Origin of the sequence: Pseudomonas sp. NPDC089392 (assembly GCF_044749595.1) — a bacterium.
Taxonomy (GTDB): domain Bacteria; phylum Pseudomonadota; class Gammaproteobacteria; order Pseudomonadales; family Pseudomonadaceae; genus Aquipseudomonas.
On sequence record NZ_JBIVIF010000020.1, the window covers coordinates 54,213 to 72,422 of the forward strand.

Annotated in this window: 14 protein-coding genes, 1 tRNA gene and 1 pseudogene; 8 read left to right on the forward strand and 8 right to left on the reverse strand. The window is 62.7% G+C overall.

The genetic code is table 11. From position 1 onward, the window contains the following. Positions 1-11: 11 nt before the first annotated feature. Positions 12-2,348: a TonB-dependent receptor gene (locus ACIP1G_RS17855; RefSeq protein ID WP_400739369.1), complete on the reverse strand. Its 2,337-nt coding sequence runs from the start codon at positions 2,346-2,348 to the stop codon at positions 12-14. Positions 2,349-2,540: 192 nt separating this feature from the next. Here ACIP1G_RS17855 and ACIP1G_RS17860 point away from each other — a divergent pair, with 192 nt between their 5' ends. Beyond that, positions 2,541-3,455 (forward strand): LysR family transcriptional regulator, encoded by a 915-nt coding sequence (locus ACIP1G_RS17860; RefSeq protein WP_400739372.1) that lies wholly within the window; start codon positions 2,541-2,543, stop codon positions 3,453-3,455. A 106-nt stretch (positions 3,456-3,561) separates the two neighbouring features. Here the strand turns inward: ACIP1G_RS17860 and ACIP1G_RS17865 are convergent, their stop codons facing one another. Both ACIP1G_RS17865 and ACIP1G_RS17870 read right to left on the reverse strand, forming a co-directional pair. Continuing rightward, on the reverse strand, positions 3,562-4,467 hold the full coding sequence (locus ACIP1G_RS17865; RefSeq protein ID WP_400739374.1) for a TauD/TfdA dioxygenase family protein: 906 nt from the start codon (positions 4,465-4,467) through the stop codon (positions 3,562-3,564). 40 nt (positions 4,468-4,507) lie between these two features. Next, the gene (locus ACIP1G_RS17870; protein ID WP_400739377.1) at positions 4,508-5,545 is read right to left on the reverse strand and encodes an ABC transporter substrate-binding protein; all 1,038 of its coding nucleotides are present in this window, start codon (positions 5,543-5,545) and stop codon (positions 4,508-4,510) included. Positions 5,546-5,842: 297 nt separating this feature from the next. Here ACIP1G_RS17870 and ACIP1G_RS17875 point away from each other — a divergent pair, with 297 nt between their 5' ends. Together ACIP1G_RS17875 and ACIP1G_RS17880 are read left to right on the forward strand one after the other, a co-directional pair. Next, complete coding sequence (locus tag ACIP1G_RS17875) at positions 5,843-7,456, forward strand: ABC transporter permease (protein ID WP_400739379.1); 1,614 nt, start codon at positions 5,843-5,845, stop codon at positions 7,454-7,456. Continuing rightward, positions 7,453-8,316, forward strand: coding sequence for an ABC transporter ATP-binding protein (locus tag ACIP1G_RS17880; protein WP_400739382.1), 864 nt, complete (start codon positions 7,453-7,455; stop codon positions 8,314-8,316). Before ACIP1G_RS17875 ends, ACIP1G_RS17880 begins: the two co-directional genes overlap by 4 nt. Positions 8,317-8,319: 3 nt before the next feature. On the opposite strand, the gene ACIP1G_RS17885 is transcribed toward ACIP1G_RS17880, so the two are convergent. After that, on the reverse strand, positions 8,320-10,584 hold the full coding sequence (locus ACIP1G_RS17885) for a dermonecrotic toxin domain-containing protein (RefSeq protein ID WP_400739385.1): 2,265 nt from the start codon (positions 10,582-10,584) through the stop codon (positions 8,320-8,322). A gap of 178 nt (positions 10,585-10,762) precedes the next feature. Between ACIP1G_RS17885 and ACIP1G_RS17890 the strand changes: the two genes are divergently transcribed. The 3 genes from ACIP1G_RS17890 (at position 10,763) to ACIP1G_RS17900 (ending at position 13,382) form a co-directional block, all read left to right on the forward strand. After that, a tRNA-Arg gene (locus tag ACIP1G_RS17890) sits at positions 10,763-10,839 on the forward strand. 161 nt (positions 10,840-11,000) lie between these two features. After that, the gene (locus tag ACIP1G_RS17895) at positions 11,001-12,731 is read left to right on the forward strand and encodes a dipeptidase (protein ID WP_400739388.1); all 1,731 of its coding nucleotides are present in this window, start codon (positions 11,001-11,003) and stop codon (positions 12,729-12,731) included. Between the two features lie 213 nt (positions 12,732-12,944). Then, positions 12,945-13,382: a CBS domain-containing protein gene (locus ACIP1G_RS17900; RefSeq protein WP_400739391.1), complete on the forward strand. Its 438-nt coding sequence runs from the start codon at positions 12,945-12,947 to the stop codon at positions 13,380-13,382. A gap of 6 nt (positions 13,383-13,388) precedes the next feature. Here the strand turns inward: ACIP1G_RS17900 and ACIP1G_RS17905 are convergent, their stop codons facing one another. The 3 genes from ACIP1G_RS17905 to ACIP1G_RS17915 all read right to left on the reverse strand — a co-directional run bounded on the left by ACIP1G_RS17905 (position 13,389) and on the right by ACIP1G_RS17915 (position 14,859). Next, the gene (locus tag ACIP1G_RS17905; protein ID WP_400739393.1) at positions 13,389-14,027 is read right to left on the reverse strand and encodes an NADH:ubiquinone oxidoreductase subunit N; all 639 of its coding nucleotides are present in this window, start codon (positions 14,025-14,027) and stop codon (positions 13,389-13,391) included. Positions 14,028-14,096: 69 nt separating this feature from the next. Continuing rightward, positions 14,097-14,339: a DUF2789 domain-containing protein gene (locus tag ACIP1G_RS17910; protein ID WP_400739396.1), complete on the reverse strand. Its 243-nt coding sequence runs from the start codon at positions 14,337-14,339 to the stop codon at positions 14,097-14,099. A 61-nt stretch (positions 14,340-14,400) separates the two neighbouring features. Continuing rightward, positions 14,401-14,859 carry a YbaK/EbsC family protein gene (locus ACIP1G_RS17915; RefSeq protein WP_346644796.1) on the reverse strand — a complete coding sequence of 153 codons (459 nt, stop codon included), beginning with the start codon at positions 14,857-14,859 and terminating at the stop codon, positions 14,401-14,403. A 97-nt stretch (positions 14,860-14,956) separates the two neighbouring features. Here ACIP1G_RS17915 and ACIP1G_RS17920 point away from each other — a divergent pair. Then, positions 14,957-16,301: pseudogene (locus ACIP1G_RS17920) on the forward strand (nodulation protein NfeD). A gap of 2 nt (positions 16,302-16,303) precedes the next feature. Next, positions 16,304-17,056, forward strand: a complete 753-nt coding sequence (locus ACIP1G_RS17925; RefSeq protein ID WP_400739399.1) for a slipin family protein — start codon at positions 16,304-16,306, stop codon at positions 17,054-17,056. A gap of 48 nt (positions 17,057-17,104) precedes the next feature. On the opposite strand, the gene ACIP1G_RS17930 is transcribed toward ACIP1G_RS17925, so the two are convergent. Next, complete coding sequence (locus tag ACIP1G_RS17930; protein WP_400739402.1) at positions 17,105-17,737, reverse strand: LysE family transporter; 633 nt, start codon at positions 17,735-17,737, stop codon at positions 17,105-17,107. Positions 17,738-18,210: the final 473 nt, after the last annotated feature.

The following is an 18,210-nucleotide window of genomic DNA, read 5'->3' on the forward strand; positions in this document are numbered from 1 at the left end:
CTCCTTTTTACTCAGAAGTCGTAACGGGCGGTGGCGCCGAAGGTGCGCGGGGTACCGAGCACGCCGGCATAACCACCGTTGGCGGAGTTCCACAGGCTGGTGAAGTAGGTTTTGTCGCCGGCGTTTTTCACCCAAAGCGACAGGTCGACCACGCCGTCGCCCTGGTCCAGGCGTACACCCGCGGAAAGGTTGACCAGCGCATAGCTGGGGATCTGGCCGAAATCGGAATCGTCGATTGTGCCCACCGCCTTCGAGCGGAAGGCGTAGCTGGCAGTGACGTAGGGTTCGACATGCTCAGTGGCCTGCCACTTGTACTGGGTGTTGAGGTTGGCGATGTACTTGGAGGCACCGACCACCTGGTGGCCAGACAGGTCGCAGGTGGCGGTGGCATTGGCCAGGCTCACCTCCGGAGGGCATGGCGCGTCCTTGTACTCGGTGTAGCGCACGTCGTTCCACGAGCCGTTGAAGTTGACCGTGAGGCCGCGGATCGGCAGCGCCGTGGCTTCGAACTCCAGGCCACGCGAGCGCACGCTGCCGGCGTTGGCCAGGTACTGCACGCGGTTGATCTGGTCGTAGACGTTGGCCTGGTAGCCATGCACTTCGGCCCAGAACAGGTTGGTATTAAGCTGCAGGCGGCCGTCGAGCAACGTGCTTTTCAAACCCAGCTCGGCGTTGTTGACCCGCTCGGTGCCAACCAGCAGCGAGTCGGTGCCCAGCCGTGGCGCCGCGCCGACGGTGAGGTTGATGCCGCCGGATTTCTCGCCATGGGTCAGGGTGGCGTAGCCCAGCAACTGCTCGTTGAAGCGGTAGCTCAGGCCCAGAAGGCCCGAGGGGCTGAAGCTGTACTGGTTGAGGTCACCCGAATCGTAGGCACCTACCCTGCCCTGCCGTGCGGCAGCGGCAGCACCGGTCACGTCCGCGCCGCCCGTCGGCGCATCGCGGGTCACCCAGGCGCTTTTCTCTTCATAGGTACCGCGAATGCCTGCAGTGAAGTCCAGGCGGTCGGTGATGTGCCAGGTGCCTTGGGCGAACAACGCATAGCTATCGGTATCGATGTGCCCATCGCCGATGGTGTTGACGTTGTTCAGCGCACCGGCCGGGGTGAGGTTCCAGATATCCGCCTGTGGTCCGTAATAAGTGAAGGACTTGTTGTCCAGGTCCTGCTTGAAGTAGTACGCGCCCAGCACATAGTCGAAGGCGCCACCGGTGGGCGAGGCCAGGCGGACTTCCTGGGAATACTGCTTGTCGCGCACCGATACCCCGGCGCTGTAGAACACCGGCACGTTGAGGCCGTCGTCGTTACGCGGGGTAAAGTCCCACCAGCGGTAGGCGGTGATCGAGGTCAGGGTGAAGTCGTTGGGCAGGGTCCAGTTGGCCTCCACCGAGGTACCGCCCTGGAACACCGTCACCTGCTGGTCGGCATCGAAATTGACCTTGCGGTCCTTGCCCGACACCAGCGTCGCGCCCGCCTGGGCGGCCAGGCTTTCATAGCGGTTGACGCCATTGATGGTCGGGCCAGTGCTGTACAGGCTGAGGATGCCGTTGTTGGAGTCCTCTTCGTTGTATTCGCCGATCCAGCGCAGGTTGAAGGTTTCGCTGGGTTTGAACAGCAGCTGGGTACGAAAACCCTGGCGCTTGCCGCCGTTAAGGTCGTCGCCGTTGTGGATGTTCTTCACATAGCCGTCGTCTTCGGTGCGGTAAGCACTGATGCGCCCGGCCAGGGTTTCGCTGATCGGCCCCGAGAAGCTGCCCTGGGTCTGCAGGTAACCGTCTTCGCCAATCGACTGCTGGATGCTGCCCTCGCGGTGGAAGGTAGGCTTGCGCGTGGTGATGTTCAGCACGCCGGCAGTGGTGTTCTTGCCGAACAGCGTGCCTTGCGGGCCGCGCAGCACTTCCAGTTGCTCCACGTCCAGCAGGTCGAACACCGCCATGCCGGGACGGCCAAGGTAGACGTTGTCCAGGTAGATGCCGACGCTGCCTTCCAGGCCATCGCTGGCTGGGTTGTTGCCCAGGCCGCGGATCGAGATGCTCGACTGGCGGGCATGCACGTAGGCGACGTTGGTGCTGGGCACCAGTTGCTGCAAGTCCTGCACGCGATAGATGCGTTGGGTTTCCAGGGTTTCGCTGTCCAGTACGCTGATCGGTGTGGGCACGCTTTGCGCGGTTTCTTCGCGGCGCCGGGCATTGACTGTGACGGTGCCGAGCTTGGCTTCCTGTTCTACCGCCGGGGTGGCACTGGCCGGCTCTTCGGCAAAGCTGCCAGCGGACGCCGCCAGCAGCACGCCAGCGGCCAAGGGTTGCAAGGTGAAACGCGACGCGCGCGCAGGCCAACGGGAAAGTCCGGACATGCAAATGCTCCTTGAGGCGTGGGCCCTGGCGAGCATTTCCGTTGGCGGAACCGAATCGCGGTCAGTCGGGCTTATATTCTTTTAAGAGATATAAATATTTGTAATTCATATTTTGTGGAATAAGTGACTCCCTTTATAAGGGGACTCACCCTTGTCAGCAATTGCATTTGACCGAAGGTTTTAATGTAGAAAATGCATATCGATCTGCGTCAGCTGCGCCACTACATTGCCCTTGTCGAACACCGCAGCTTTGTCGCCGCGGCGGCGGCGGTGAACCTGTCACAATCGGCATTTAGCCGCAGCATTCAGACGCTGGAACACAACGTCGGCTGCCGCCTGGTGGACCGCGCCAGCAAGGAACTGGCGCCGACCCGCCAGGGCTTGCTGGTACTGGAGCATTCGCGGCGTCTGGTCCATGGGGCACACAACCTGGTCAACGAAATTCACCAGTTCAACGGTGCCACCACCGGCGTGGTGCGCTTCGGCTCCGGCCCTGCGCCAGCCGGGGGGTTGGTGCCACGGGCGGTGGCGCGCTTTGTCGCCGAATACCCGGCGGCGCGCACCTGCTTTCAGGTGGATAACTGGCAGGTACTGAACCGCAAGCTGGTTGCCGAAGAGATCGAATTCTTCGTCGCCGACACCCGCCAGTTCGAGTCCGACCCGGACTACCAGGTGCACAAGCTGACGCCGCAGCGCTGGCACTTCTGCTGCCGCGCCGGGCACCCGCTGACCAAGCGCGAGACCGTGCAGGCGCGGGACCTGTTCGACTACCCGCTGGCCACTACGGTCCGCCCACCGAACATCCGCAAGATCCTCAGCGAACTCAGCGGGCGGCAGGACTTCCTGCCGTCGGTGGAATGCGAGCATGGTTATGCGTTGCTGAATGTGGTGATGCATTCGGACACCATCGGCATTGCCTGCAATGCCAATTTGCGGCCGTATCAGCGGGACGGTGGGCTGGTGGCGCTGCGCCTGGCAGACCTGACGGCGGAGCAGGAAGAAGCGTTTTATACCCGCTATGGGGTGGTGAGCCGGGTGGGGTATGGCTTATCGCCGTTGGCGCAGGGGTTGGTGAGACAGCTTATTGCCTGTGATACCGAAATCTGAAGGCTGGCGCCGGCCCCTGTGGGAGCGGGTTCACCCGCGAATACGATGGTGGCCCCACCGCCGCATTCGCGGGTGAACCCGCTCCCACAGGGGGTCTCTACGCTTCTCAGCCTTTGCGGGTAGTCCGGCTCAACTGCCCATCCACCCCGACCGGCACCTCACCAGCCAATGTCACCCGCCGCACCACCCGTGGCTGGGTCCCGTAATCATCCACCGCATAGTGCTGTGTCGCGCGGTTATCCCAGATCGCCACGTCCCCCGCCTGCCAGCGCCAGCGCACAGTGTTCTCCAGGCGCGTCACATGCCCCTGCAACACTGCGAACAGGTGCTGCGAATCGGCCAGCGAATAGCCCTTGATGCGCTTCACGAAATGCCCCAGCTGCAGCACCCGCTCGCCACTGACCGGGTGCACCCGTACCACCGGGTGCTCGGTCTCGTACACGGTGGAGGTAAACACCTTGCGATAACGCTCAAGCTTGGCCGGGTCCACGTCGGGCTTGAGGCTCGCGTAGTCGTACTCGTTGCTGTGCACCGCCCACAGCTTGTCGGCCAGTTCGCGCAGCGGCTCAGGCAACTCCTGATAGGCCGCCGCCGTGTTGGCCCACACGGTATCGCCACCGGAGGCCGGCGCTACCACGCTGCGCAGGATCGAAGCCTTGGGGTAGGCGTCGACAAAGGTCACGTCGGTGTGCCAGGAATTGGCCCGCTGGCCTTCGGCGCCATCGAGCTGCAGCAGGTAGCTGGTGCCGTCCACCACCGGCACGGTGGGGTGGGCGATCGGCTCGCCGAGCAACTTGGCGAAGGCTTCCTGGCGCTGGTCATCGAGGTGGGTCTGGCCACGGAAGAAGATCACTTTGTGCGTCACCAGCGCGGCCTGAATGGCGTCGAGGGTGGCGGCGTCGAGATCGGCGGACAGTTGCACCCCACGGATTTCAGCACCGATACGGCCGGCAACCGGGTGAATGTCGAGTTCGAGGGTGTGTGGCACGGTGGCCAGGGCGGCGTTGCTCATGGTCGTGGTCCTTGCAGTAATTGTCGGGTTGTTTGCGGGTTCAGCGGGCGGCCTGCACGGCCTGTTCGTGTTTCAGCGCGGCATCGAGAAAGCGCGGCTCGACCCAGTCGGCTACCTGGAAGCCACGGCGGATCAGGCGCTCCTTGGCGGCCAGGTCGACGCCCTGTTGCAGCTGGCCGACGAAATCGGCGTCCAGCCGTGGGTCGAAGTAGTGGGCAAGGTCTTCCTTGGCCAGGTCATCGCTGAGGATGCTGCGCGGCCAGTTGGCATTGCTGGCCACCAGGTCGACGTAGGCCTCGCGGTTGTGCTCGTCGCGCAGCCAGGTGCTGGCCTGCTCCTGGGCGTTGACCAGGCGCTGCACCAGCTCGGGGTATTTACGGATGAAATCGCCGGTGCCCAGCAGCACCGCCTGGGTGCTGCCAGCGCCCTTCAGGTCACGCGAATTGACCGGCAGCTCGACCAGCCCGCGCTCACGCAACGACAGCAGGTTGGACAGGCCCCAGGTGGCGTCGATCTGCTTGGCGGCCAGCGCGGCGTTGGCGGCGTTGAAGTCGAGGTTGATTACCTTGAGCTCGCGTTCGCTCAGCCCCTGGCTGGCCAGGGCGCTGGCGAACGACAGCTGGTTGGCGGTGCCGCGGAACACAGCCACGCGCTTACCCTTGAGGTCGTGCAGGGTCTTGATGCCAGAACCGGGCACCACGCCCAGGTAGCTTTTGACCCCACGCACACCTGCCGACAGCACACGGGTGTCGAGGCCATTGGCCTTGCCGACGATGGCGGCCAGGTCACCGAGGTAGGCGAAGTCGGCCTGGCCGTTAGCCAATGCCTCGTTCACCACCGGCCCGGCGCCCTTGAAGAAGTGCCAGTCAATACGAATGCCGTCCTTGGCGAATTCCTTCTCCAGCAGCTGCTGGTCACGCAGCACATCGACCACGCCGCCAGCGCTAGGCTTGCTGCCGGCGCTGAGGTCGGGCACGGCGATACGGATGCTTTCTGGCTTGGCCGGTTCAGCGGCGTGGGCGCTGAGGGTGAAGGCCAGCCCAAGGGCGGTGATCAGGTGGCGGAATTGGGTTTTCATGGCAAGGCTCCTTGGCAGGCTGCCACCGGCGATGGCCGGCGCTTTGGCCAGAAGCTAGGCAGGTCTTGTTAGAACCTACAAAGATCAAAACTTCATTTTTTAGTAACTGAAAGGCATAAATCAGCTGGCATGCGGGCCGCCGGCAGGGTTGCGGAAAACGCATGGAAAATATGAGGAAAACGCAACGGCCGGGGACTTCCGTATGCAGGGGGCGCATGCTCTTATCTCTTGAAAGTCGCTTGTTTGATTTTTTAATTCCATAAGTGAATAAACTAACAACCTCTTGAGAGATGGCCGATGAATGGAGTTCTGAATAGAGGTCGGGGGTGGCTGCGGGGGCCGCTGGGCGGCCCATTCGCGGCGCAAGGCCGCTCCCACAGGAACCCCGTGCTCTCTGTAGAGCGGGTTCTGCCTTGGGTTTTGCCTGTGACGATTGCGCTGCTCTGGGTGGTGGCCAGCCGGCAACACTGGATGAGCGAGCAAATCCTGCCGGCGCCAGCGTTGGTGTGGCAGAGCGCGGTGGAGTTTGGCTCCGGCGAGCTGTGGGGGCACCTGTGGATAAGCTTACAGCGGTTGTTCTGGGGGCTGGCGGCGGGCATTACCAGCGGCTTGCTGCTGGGGGTGTGGCTGGGCGCTTCGCGGCAGGCGCAGACGCTGGTGCTGCCAACCTTCGTGGCGCTGGCACAGATTCCAACCTTGGCCTGGATTCCGTTGTTCATGCTGTTCTTCGGCATTGGCGAGTTGCTCAAGCTGGTGGTACTGGTGAAAGCGGTGGTAGTCCCCGTCACCTTGCACACGCTGGTCGGGGTGCGTGATGCCCAGCCCAAGCTGCGTGAGGCCGCTGCGGCATTGCGCCTGCCGCGTCACCTGCTGTTTCTACGCCTGTTGCTGCCGGCCGCCCTGCCCGCTTTCCTTACAGGCGTGCGCCTGGCCCTGGCCACCGGCTGGACTTCGCTGCTGGCAGTCGAGTTGCTGGCCTCCAGCGAAGGCATCGGTTACCTGATGGTTTGGGGGCGGCAACTGTTCATGCTCGACCTGGTGCTGCTGTGCATCCTGGTGATCGGCCTGGTCGGCGCGGTGCTGGAGCGCGGCTTTTCTGCGGTTGAAAAACGCCTGCTGTACTGGCCGCAAGCGGCCACTGGGGAACAACAGCGTGGGCCGGTGCCGCGTGGCTGGCAAAGCCTGCTGCTCCCGCTGGCGCTGTTGGCACTGTGGCAGGCCAGCAACAGCTTTGGCTGGGTCGACAGCAACATCCTGACCTCGCCACTCGAAGTGCTGCGCACCCTGCTGGTCGGCCTGGCCGATGGTTCGCTGCCGCAGGCCTTGTTGTCAAGCCTGCAGCGCACCCTGAGCGGCCTGTTGCTGGGCGGCGGCGCAGGCCTGCTGGCGGGGTTGCTGCTGGGTTTGTCCAGCAATGCCGAGCGCCTGTTCGGCCCAAGCCTGACAGCACTGCGCCAAGTGGCGCTGTTTGCCTGGGTGCCGCTGCTCACCGCCTGGTTCGGCCTGGGTGAAGGGGCCAAGCTGGTTTTCGTCGGCATGGCTGCATTCTTCCCGCTGCTGATCGCCACCCAACGCGGCATTGCCAGCCTGTCGCCGCAACTGGGCGAAGCCGCCCGCACCCTGCGCCTGAACCTGTGGCAGCGCCTGCGCCTGCTGGTGCTGCCCGGCGCCGCCCCGGCGATATTCGCCGGCCTGCGCCTGTCGTTGATCTACGCCTGGCTGGGTACCATCGGCGCCGAATACTTCATGCCCTCGGACGGTGGCATTGCCAGCCTGATGATCGGTGCCCAGCAACTGTTCCGCATGGACCAGGTGATGGCCGCCATGCTCTTGATCGGCCTGGTCGGTGCCTTGCTCGGCACCCTTGGACAACGCCTCGAATCGCGCGCCACGCGCTGGAGAACCGCATGAACGCCTTCAACACCTTACACCTGCACGCGGCCAACCAGCCCGACGCCACACCACCCCTGGTCAGTTTCGAAGGGGTGAGCAAAGTGTTCAGCGTCGACGGGCAACCCTTTGAAGCCATCCGCAATTTCAACCTGTCGATCAACGAGGGCGAGTTCATCGCCATTGTCGGTGCTTCTGGCTGTGGCAAGTCCACCCTGCTGCGCCTGCTGGTGGGGCTGGATACCGACTACAGCGGCAGCATCCGTGTCGACGGCCATGCGGTCAGTGGTATTGGTGGCGAGCGCGGTATCGTGTTCCAGGAGCACCGGCTGTTCCCTTGGTTGAGCGTGGAACAGAACATTGCCCTGGGTCTGGTCAACGAACCGCTCACTCAGGGCGAGCGCGCCCGCAGGGTGCATGAGTTCGTGCAACTGGTGGGGCTGGTCGGCTTCGAATCAGCCTACCCGCACCAACTGTCTGGCGGTATGGCGCAGCGCGTGGCAATCGCCCGTGGCCTGGTGGCCAGCCCACGCATCCTGCTGCTCGATGAGCCGTTCGGAGCACTGGATGCGCTAACCCGCCAGCAGCTGCAGGACGAGCTGCTGGCCATTCGCGAACGTGCCGGCATCACCACCCTGCTGGTCACCCATGACGCCGAAGAGGCCACCTACCTGGCCGACCGGGTCGTGGTGCTGGAGCCGCGCCCGGGGCGGATCAAGTCGGTGGTAGAGGTCGACCTGCCGCACCCACGCTTGCGCACCGGTGTGGCCCTGCACGGCCTGCGCGAGAAGGTACTGCACCAGATCACCGGCGATGGCGGCTACCTGCCAACGCCGGCACGCCGGGTTGAAGGGCTGCGCCCAGAGCTGATCGCGCTTTGATATTCAATGCCACCAGGGTGCCGGAAAAATCCGTTCCACCAACTCCGCATTCGCCACGCGGGCGCCATGAGCGCGCAGGTCGAAGGGTTTGCCGGTGCGCATTTCCAGCAGCGTCTCGCTGCCGTTTGGCAGGTACTCGCGCAGGCGCACGCGGGTGAAACGATAGGCCTCGCCAGTGACTTGGTCTATCGACTCCACCCGGAAGAAGTTACCCGGCGCAAACAGCACTTCGGCTTCCAGCGGATTCAATGACAACGGAGCTATTGGCACACCCGCCGTCTGCTTGCCCAGTGTCAGTTCATAGACGATGGCATCGTCATCGAACACACTATCGGCGTGTGGCAGCATGAAATCCCGGACCACATAGGGGCTTTCGGTGAACGAGGTAAAATCTGTCCCGACCAGCACATCACCGGCCATGATCTGCTGCGTCCGGTACAACGCACCACCGGTACCCCGTGCTGCACTGCCGGCACGCCACAAGTAAGTAGCATTGCTTTTCGGCAGGCGCTGGAGCGAGTCGAGCAGGTGCTCGGTTACATGCACCAATTCGCCATGTGAGGTGCTGTGCACACCCCCCATGCCATGGCGCAGCCAGCTGTTGAGCTCCGATTGCTCGCGGGTGTACTCCATGACCAGGTCGTTGTGCAGTTCTGCGCCCTGGCGAAAGCTGTAGTGGCGCATGCCCTCTTCAACCACGCAGTGGTAGCCGTACTCATCCTTGGCAACCCGCGCAGTATCTTCCACCGTCGGCACACGGGCCTGGGTCAGCAGTTCGGCCTGTTCCTGCTCGATGCCCTGCGACAGTTCCCGCGCCATGGCATCCCCTGGCGTGAGATAGACATCCCAGAAGCGGGTAGCCAGAGCCGCGCGGTTACCTCCGGGCGCAAGCAACTGCCAGGTGCCGTCCTCAGCCAAGCGCACCGGCATTTGTGGCACCAGCCCGAACGGCGCCGATTCGTGGGTAAGTACCAGGTGCTGGATCTCGGTGTTGTAACGAACGCGTACCGCCTTGCCTTGCAGCTCGATCCACATAGCACCGTCATCGGCCAGTCGTACACCAGCGAGCAGGCCATCAGCCTGCAAGGCCCCGGATGCCGGGTTGTGGCTGACGAGCGGCCGCCATTCTGCACTGGCATCTTCGGCAGCTATCCAATCGCGCACCGGCAGTGACTCATGCGGGCGCAATGCCGTGCTCAGCGCTTTGCGGCCAACCGTTTCGAAAATGACGGCAAATGCCAGCATCAGCACATCGCCGAATGCAGCCTGCAGTGCCTGGGTTTTCCGCACCGCAGAACGTGCAGTGAAGTAGTCGTAGGTATCCAGCCCCAACTGCGCCACGGTCAGCAGTAACATCAGCAGCATCGCCGGCCCGCTGAACAGCGCCGGCAGAGCGACCAACTGCAAGGCCATATCAAGCCTGTCACGCCACAACTGCTCACGCAGGTCGCCATTGCTGACCAGCACGGCCAGGCTGGCCTCGACCTCGGCCTTCACCCACTCACGCTGTTCGGCAAACAGGTCCTGGCCCTCGCTGCTCGCTTCGCCCAATGCCAGGTGAGCCAGCGCCTGCGCGTTGGCATAAGCCTGTACATGGGGTGTGCTGGTCGGCCGATAGACGACTACTCGCCCGTCGGGGCAGTGTAGCGCCAATACCTTTGCAGCACCTTTTGGTGTGAAGCAGCGAAAGGCGAGCGTGGCCTCAGCGGCCGTTGTGCGTAACCAGTCATGGTCACCTGGCGTGATCTTGCTGTCTTTCAGTGCCTGCTCGACATGTGCGGTGAAGCGAACCTTCAGCAGTTGCAGCAAGTTGTCGCTGTGAGCAAGCCAGTACTGCCGGGCCTGATCATGCATGACGCTGGCAAAATCCAGCGCCCACAGGTCTGCATCCACCCTCGCCGGGGCCAATGGGATTGGCCGCCCGTCGTCCTGAACGAAGTCATCCAGCTGTGGCGTGTGGATAACATCGTGTGGGAAACGGCGAACCCAGAGGTCGGTAAAGGTCATCGTCCTTTTGACGAAGCGATACTGGCCCCACCCCCGACCGTCTGTTTTCCGGTATGACTGAACGCTGAACTGCCGCCAAAGGACGTGGTCCGGGTTCAGTGCCTCGGCTGTGTGCTGTAACAGGTATTGACCGGCAGCATCGCGTGCTGCGCCGTGCACGTCAGGGAACGCCTCTAGTTGACGCCTGAACATGGCCATCAGCTGCCTGGCCTCCGTTAACTCAACCAGGCCTTGTTCGTAGTGTTCAATGTCGATAGCCATCGCTGGCCTCCTCAATGTGGGGGAGGCGGCGATTAAGCGCGTATGACAACAGCGAAGTGCTTTGCGCCTATAGCACCTGGACGGCCAACTGGCGTGCCAGCGTGGCTGGCAGGTAAAAAAGGCTACAGATCAAGGCGATGGACGCCACCGGCACAGATGGGTATTATGCGTGCGCGTTGCACTCGTAGCTCAGCTGGATAGAGTACTGCCCTCCGAAGGCAGGGGTCGTGGGTTCGAATCCCGCCGAGTGCGCCATATCAAAAAGCCCTGGGCCTTGGCCCGGGGCTTTTTCGTTTGTGCGGCATGTCGCGTTTCTGGCACTCCCGTGCCACAGGTCATTGGTGTTAGCGTGGGCGTCTTCCCGTTTTCCGAACGGGTAACCCATAACAATGATTGGCGAAGGAATGCGCTCAACCATGCACCTTAAAAAACTGACCGCCACCACCCTGCTGCTGGCCAGCATCGGCCTGTTCACCCAACCGGTCCAGGCCAACCTCACCCAGCAACAGTCTGCCGCCATCGTCAAAGCCTTCGACGGCAGCGACCCAAGCGACTTCAAGCAGTTCCTGGGCAAGCTCAAAGGCAGCGAGCAGGCCAAGGCCGACAACCTCGAGGCAACCCTCGACGCCTACCTGGCTGGCAAACCACTGACGGCCGAGCAGCAAGATGAAATCAACCGCCTGCTCGGCCTGTATACCCGCATCAAATACGGCAAAGCTGCCACTGAAACCCTGCGAGAGCTGGTGGCCATCCCCACCTTCAACGTCGAAGGCACGCCGCAGCACGAGAACCCCGAGTTCCTCAAGATCGCCGACAAGATCAAGGCACTGGCCGACAGCTTTGGCCTGGCTTTCCGCAACATCGACAACCGGGTTTACGAGATTTCGCTGGGCAGCGGCAAGGAAGTGATCGGCATCCACGCCCACGCCGACGTGGTACCGGTCAACCCGGACAACTGGAAGCTGGCCGACGGCACCCGCCTGGACCCGTTCAAGGTCACCCTGATCGGCGACCGCATGTACGGCCGCGGCACCGAAGACGACAAGAACGGCATCGTGGTGGCGATGTATGCGCTGAAAGTGGCCAAGGACGAAAACCTGCCGCTGGCCCGGCAGTTCAAGCTGCTGATCGACACCACCGAAGAAACCAGCGGCGATGCCATCCCCTACTACTTCGAGCGCAACCCCACGCCCGACTACAACCTGGCCCTGGATGGCGGCTATCCGGTGGTAATTGCCGAGAAAGGCTACGGCACGGTGATGGCCAGCTTCAGCAAGCGCCCGGCCACTGGCAAGGGCGCAGAAATCATCAACCTGACTGGCGGCCTGGCCACCAACCAGATCCCCACCACTTCGGTCGCGACCCTGGTCACCGACAACCCGGCAAAGCTGGCCAAACAGCTGCAGCAAGCCGGCGGCAAATACGTGAAGCAGCATGGTGGCGACTTCAGCATCGACGCCATGGCCGATGGCAACAACGTGCTGCTCACGGTGACCGGGGTTTCCGCCCACTCATCGGAGCCAGAGTCCGGGGTCAACCCGGTGGCACGCATGCTCGACTTCATCAATGGCCTGGGCAAGCAGGTACCGCTCAAGCACAACCACTTCACCGACGCCGCCCGCTACACTGCCGACAACTGGGGCCTGGACTACCTGGGCAACAAGCTCGGCGTGGCTTTCAAGGACCCGTTCATGGGCCCGATGACCGCCTCGCCGACCTTTGTCGGGGTAGATGACAAAGGCCTGAAACTGGCGGTGAACCTGCGCATTCCCAAGGGCAAGCCGATTGCCACGATCAAGGATGAGCTGGCGGGCAAACTGGGCAAATGGACCCGGCAAAGCCACACCTCGGTGGCCTTCGACTACAGCCTGGACGAGCCGATGTACCGCAACCCCGAGGGCGAATGGGTGAAGGCACTACTCGCCGTAGCCACCGAGAACCTGGGCATGAAGCATGAGTTCGGCACTTCTGCGGGTGCGACTTCGGTGCATGACCTGCCCAATGGCGTGCAGTTCGGCCTGGCCATGCCGGACGTGAAGTACACCGGGCACAACGACAACGAGTTCAAGACCGTGGACCAATTCATGCTGGACCTGCAGGTAGTGAGCGAGATGGTGGCGCGGATCGGGCAAATGCCGAAGCTCTGATTGGCTGCACCGGCCTCTTCGCGGCTAAAGCCGCTCCTACAGGGGTACGCGGTACCTGTGGGAGCGGCTTTAGCCGCGAAGAGGCCGGCACAGGCGAACACCCATGACGTTTTTCAATCGACTGCATGCCGTTTCCTGCATTGCCGTGCAGAGCGCCGTGCCGGATGCTTTAGTTACACCGAGATAGCGCTTTTTTCACCCGCAGAGGCCCGTATGAAGACCGTCGAACAAATCCTCAAGACCAAGTCCCAGCACCAGACCGTGTACACCATCGGCCCGGATGACTCGGTACTCGACGCCCTGAAAATGCTGGCGGAGAAAAACGTCGGTGCGCTGCCCGTGGTCGAGGGCAACCAGGTGGTGGGTATCGTCAGTGAACGGGACTATGCGCGCAAACTGGTCCTCAAGGGCCGCTCTTCGGCCGTCACCCCGGTACGCGAAATCATGAGTGCGCCAGTGGTTACCGTGGAACCCAGGCAGAAGCTCGATTTCTGCATGAACTTGATGACCGACCGTCACCTGCGCCACCTGCCGGTGGTCGACAACGGCAAGCTGCTCGGCCTGTTGTCGATCGGCGACCTGGTCAAGGAAACCATCGCCGAACAGGCCAGCCTGATCCAGCAAATGGAGCAGTACATCCGCGGCGAATGAGGCACCTCAATGGTAGGCGCGCTCCAGCTCGTCCAGCTGATGGTCGAAGCTGCGCAGGCGCGCCGACCAGGTGTACACCAGCACTTCCAGGTCACGGTTGAGCACGGCGGTATTGCCATTGCCGCTGTAGGTGGGTTCGCCCAGGTCCAGCTGGTAGCGTTCACGGGCCATGGCCTGGGCCACGCTGGACAGGTCGCGGGCATTGGCCAGCCAGTGGTGATGGTGATCGTGAATTTCCCGGTCGAGCAAGCGGCACTGGCGCTTCAGGGCATCCAGGCTCTGCTCCAGTGGCGTGCCCTTGAGCTCGCCCATGACTTCTTCGAAGGTACGCCCTGAATGCCAGTAGCTGCCCCAGAAGTAGCGGTCGAATACTGTTTCGACGCGGCGCAGCGCGACCTTGGTGTTCCAGATGGTCAGCAACGTTCGCCCCTGGATCACTTCGCGTTTGTTCAGGTGCAGCTGCTGCCAGGCGATCCAGGTCAGCGCCACCAAAGCAACCGCCACAGTGACCGCGGCAGCGGCATACAGGAAATGCACCGCCTGGTTCATCTGTTGCGTTTGCCTGATGCCATAGAAGTAACTGGCCGTCAGGGTGCCCAGGATCGTCACGGAACACCAGAAACCTGGTGCGTAGGGATCTTTCATCGCGCTATCCCCTTCTTGTTTTCCTGAGCATAGCAACGGCCACTCACTCGTCAGGTGCCGCTCGGCGCTTTATTTTCGGGGGCGGCGCAACGCTTCGTTGAGTTGATCGAACGGCACTGCCCAATCAGCATCCTCAATGATGCTGTCCTTGAGGAAGTCGCGCTGGGAGGCGGTCCAGAACGGCGCGTCCACCAGCTTGATGTCGTTCTTCAGTGGCGAGTGGCTGGCAATGAACTGATCGATGCTCACGGCATCATCAGGCAGGCCCAGTTGTTTGAACAAGTCGGCAAAGGGATGGATCGGCGCTTCCATGGTTCCTCCTGAGCGCCAGGCAAGCCGTCCACGACGCCCGCCTGGCATTGGTGTGAAAACATCAGCACAGCTCGCGCACTTCGGCGTGCGGCACCAGTTTCATGTACTGCTCCATACTCATGTGGATCAAGTGATCGTGGTCACCCGCCTCCAGGTAGACATCACCTTGGCGGGTAAGGGTCGGGTCGAGCAGCATTTTTATCTGGTAGGCATCGCCAAGCGCCGGCACGGCACCGCGCTCGCAGTCGCCGAACAGGCTCGGCAGGCCGCTTTCACGGGTCAGTTGCCAAGCCCCGGACATGCGTACCTTGGTCATGTCCAGATGCCGGTTGGCCGGTAGCACGGCCATGATGTAGTTGCCATGACGGTCATCGAGCATCACCGACTTGGCGACCCGCTCGGCGGGCACGCCGGCCGTGCGGGCCGACTCCAGGCTGGTGGCCGAATGTGGATGGGGAATGATGTCGTAATCGCAGTTGGCCTTGTCCAGGCGATCCTGCAGGGTCTTTGCCATACGCATGATGCACCTCCGGTTTGCCCCCCAATCTCCAATTTTAGGCCTGCCGGCGGCAGGCAGGGCTAAACTTGTGCTGTAGAGGCAAACGAGGTGACGACAGGTGATCGCCCGCTGCTGGCGCTGGCTGTTGCTGCTGTTGCTGCTTGGCATCGCCCGGCGGCCAGGCAGCGCCCGGTTCGGTGTGGGTGCTGGGCATTGATGACGCGATTGGCCCGGCCAGTGCCGACTACCTGGTGCGCAGCCTCGGCCAGGCCCAGGCGCAGGGCGCGCAACTGGTGGTTATCCGCATGGACACGCCGGGCGGGCTGGACAGTGCCATGCGCCAGATGATCAAGGCAATTCTCGCCAGCCCCGTGCCGGTCGCCAGCTACGTCGCCCCCAGCGGTGCCCGCGCCGCCAGTGCCGGCACCTATATTCTCTACGCCAGCCACGTCGCGGCGATGGCGCCCGGGACCAACCTGGGTGCCGCAACGCCGGTGCAGATCGGTGGCCTGCCAGGCGCGCCCAAGGACGACAAGGCCAAAGGCGGCGAGGATGAAACCCTTGCACGCAAGCAGGTCAACGACGCCGCTGCCTACATCCGTGGCCTGGCGCAGCTGCGCGGGCGCAATGCCGACTGGGCAGAGAAAGCCGTGCGCGAGGCGGTCAGCCTGCCCGCCAGCGAGGCCTTGCGCCTGAACGTGATCGACCAGCTGGCCGAGGACCTGCCCGACTTGCTGCGCAAGCTCGATGGCAAAACACTCACTGTCGCTGGCCAGCCTCAACAGTTGCACACCGCCGGGGCCAGCCTGGTCGAACACCTGCCGGACTGGCGCACACGGGTGCTGGCCGTGATCACCAACCCCAGCGTGGCGCTGATCCTGATCATGATCGGCGTATACGGGCTGCTGTTCGAATTCATGAACCCGGGTTCGACGGTTGGCGGCGTGGTCGGTGGCATCTGCCTGCTACTGGCGCTGTATGCCCTGCAGCTGTTGCCGGTGAGCTTCGCCGGCGTGGCGCTGATCTTGCTCGGTATCGCCTTCATGATTGCCGAAGCATTCCTGCCCAGCTTTGGCGTGGTCGGCTTTGGCGGCATCGTCGCCTTTGTGGTCGGTGCGCTGATCCTGATCGACACCGACGCCCCCGGCTTCGGCATCCCACTGACCCTGATCGGCACCCTGGCGGTGCTTTCGGCGCTGCTGATCGGGGGTGTGCTGGGCATGGCCCTCAAGGCCCGTCGACGGGCGCTGGTCAGCGGTGACGCCGGCCTGGTCGGCAGCCTGGTCACCGTCACCCAGGTAACGGCAGGCGACCCGTTCTGTGGCGTGGTGCTGGCCCAGGGCGAGCAATGGCAAGTGCAGTGCACAACGCCACTGCAAGCAGGCCAGAACGTGCGGGTAACCGCGCGCCATGGCGTCATGCTGGAAGTGAGCGCCGCCGCGCCTGCGGCGCAAGGAGAATGACCATGTTCATGCAAGTGGGTTTCGGTGCCGTGCTGATCGTGCTGGCGATGCTGTTGCTGTCGGCGTTCCGCATCCTGCGCGAATACGAACGCGGCGTGGTGTTCCAGCTGGGGCGCTTCTGGCAGGTGAAGGGGCCGGGGCTGATCCTGTTGATCCCGGTGGTCCAGCAAATGGTGCGGGTCGACCTTCGCACCGTGGTGCTGGATGTACCACCGCAGGATGTGATCACCCGTGACAACGTCTCGGTCAAGGTCAACGCCGTGGTGTACTTCCGTGTGCTCGACCCACAGAAGGCAATCATCCAGGTCGAGGACTTCCTCGTAGCGACCAGCCAACTGGCCCAGACCACGCTGCGTGCGGTGCTGGGCAAGCACGAACTGGACGAACTGCTGGCCGAACGCGAGCAGCTGAACCTGGACATTCGCCAAGTGCTGGATGCGCAAACCGATGCCTGGGGCATCAAGGTAGCCAATGTCGAGATCAAGCACGTTGACCTCAATGAGTCGATGGTGCGCGCCATCGCCCGCCAGGCCGAAGCCGAGCGCGAACGGCGGGCCAAGGTGATCCATGCCGAGGGTGAATTGCAGGCGTCGGAGAAACTGATGCAGGCGGCACAGATGCTGAGCAAGGAACCGGGGGCGATGCAGTTGCGCTATATGCAGACGCTGGGGACGATTGCCGGGGACAAGAGCTCGACCATCGTCTTTCCGCTGCCGGTGGATTTGCTCAAGGGGTTGGTGGATAAGCAGAAATAGCGTTGGCCCATTCGCGGGCTTGCCCGCGAATAGCCTGAATGCGGTCTATCAGATTGGCGCGCGGCGCAAGGTGGCCAGGAAGGTAGCCGCACCAATGAACAATCCGGCAAAGGTCCGGTTCAACCGCTTCTGCTGCTTGGGCGTACGCAGCAAACGCAGCACCCGCGAGGCCAACCCGGTGTAGCCCGCCATCACCAGCAGGTCCACGCTGACCATGGTCACGGTGATCGCCACATATTGTGGTAACAGCGGTGCATGCGGGTTGATGAACTGCGGCAGCACCGCCAGCATGAACACCAGCGCCTTGGGGTTGCTGACGTTGACCAGGAAGCCACGGAACACCAGGCTCAGCGGCTTGCCGATCGGGCGCACGGCGGACTCATCGCTCATGTCCATCGGCAGGGCACGCCACTGCTTGTAGGCCAGGTAGACGAGGTAGGCAACGCCGAACCATTTGATGAACTGGAAGGCCGTGGCCGAGGCGGCCAGCACGGCACCGACGCCGGCGGCAATGATGGCGATTTGCAAAATCAGGCCCAGTTGCAGGCCCAGGGCGTTCCAGTAACCACGCCAGAAGCCGTATTGCAGGCCGCTGGACATCGAGGCAATGGCCCCGGCACCGGGTGAAAGGCTGATCACCCAACAGGCGGCAAAGAAGCCCAACCATACTTCCATCGACATCACACACCTCGCTCGAACATATGTTGCAAAACGTTAAGCTAAGGTGTTGGTGAAAAAATAACCAGTGATTTTTGGGGTATTTGGGTTTTAAGTTGGTTGTGTTGGTGGAATGTCCGCCATGGCATTTTCAGCGCCTGGGAGATCGAGCGCCTCAGGTGTTCACCACAACATTTTTGGCGCCTGTGAGATCGAGCGCCTCAGGTGTTCACCACAACACTTTCGGCGCCTGTGAGATCGAGCGCCGCCCGCGCGGCGCTTCGCGGCTAAAGCCGCTCCTACGTTTGTTTCGGGCCAGTTATGCCTGTGGGATTCGCGCGCGAACGCCTTGGCGCAAGGCTCGATATCGCGTCGTACAAACAAGGCGGTCGCGCGCGCCTGGCACAGGATGGACTGGCCCGAAACAAATGTAGGAGCGGCTTTAGCCGCGAAGCGCCGCGCGGGCGGCGCTCGATCTCACAGGCGCTGAGAGCCTC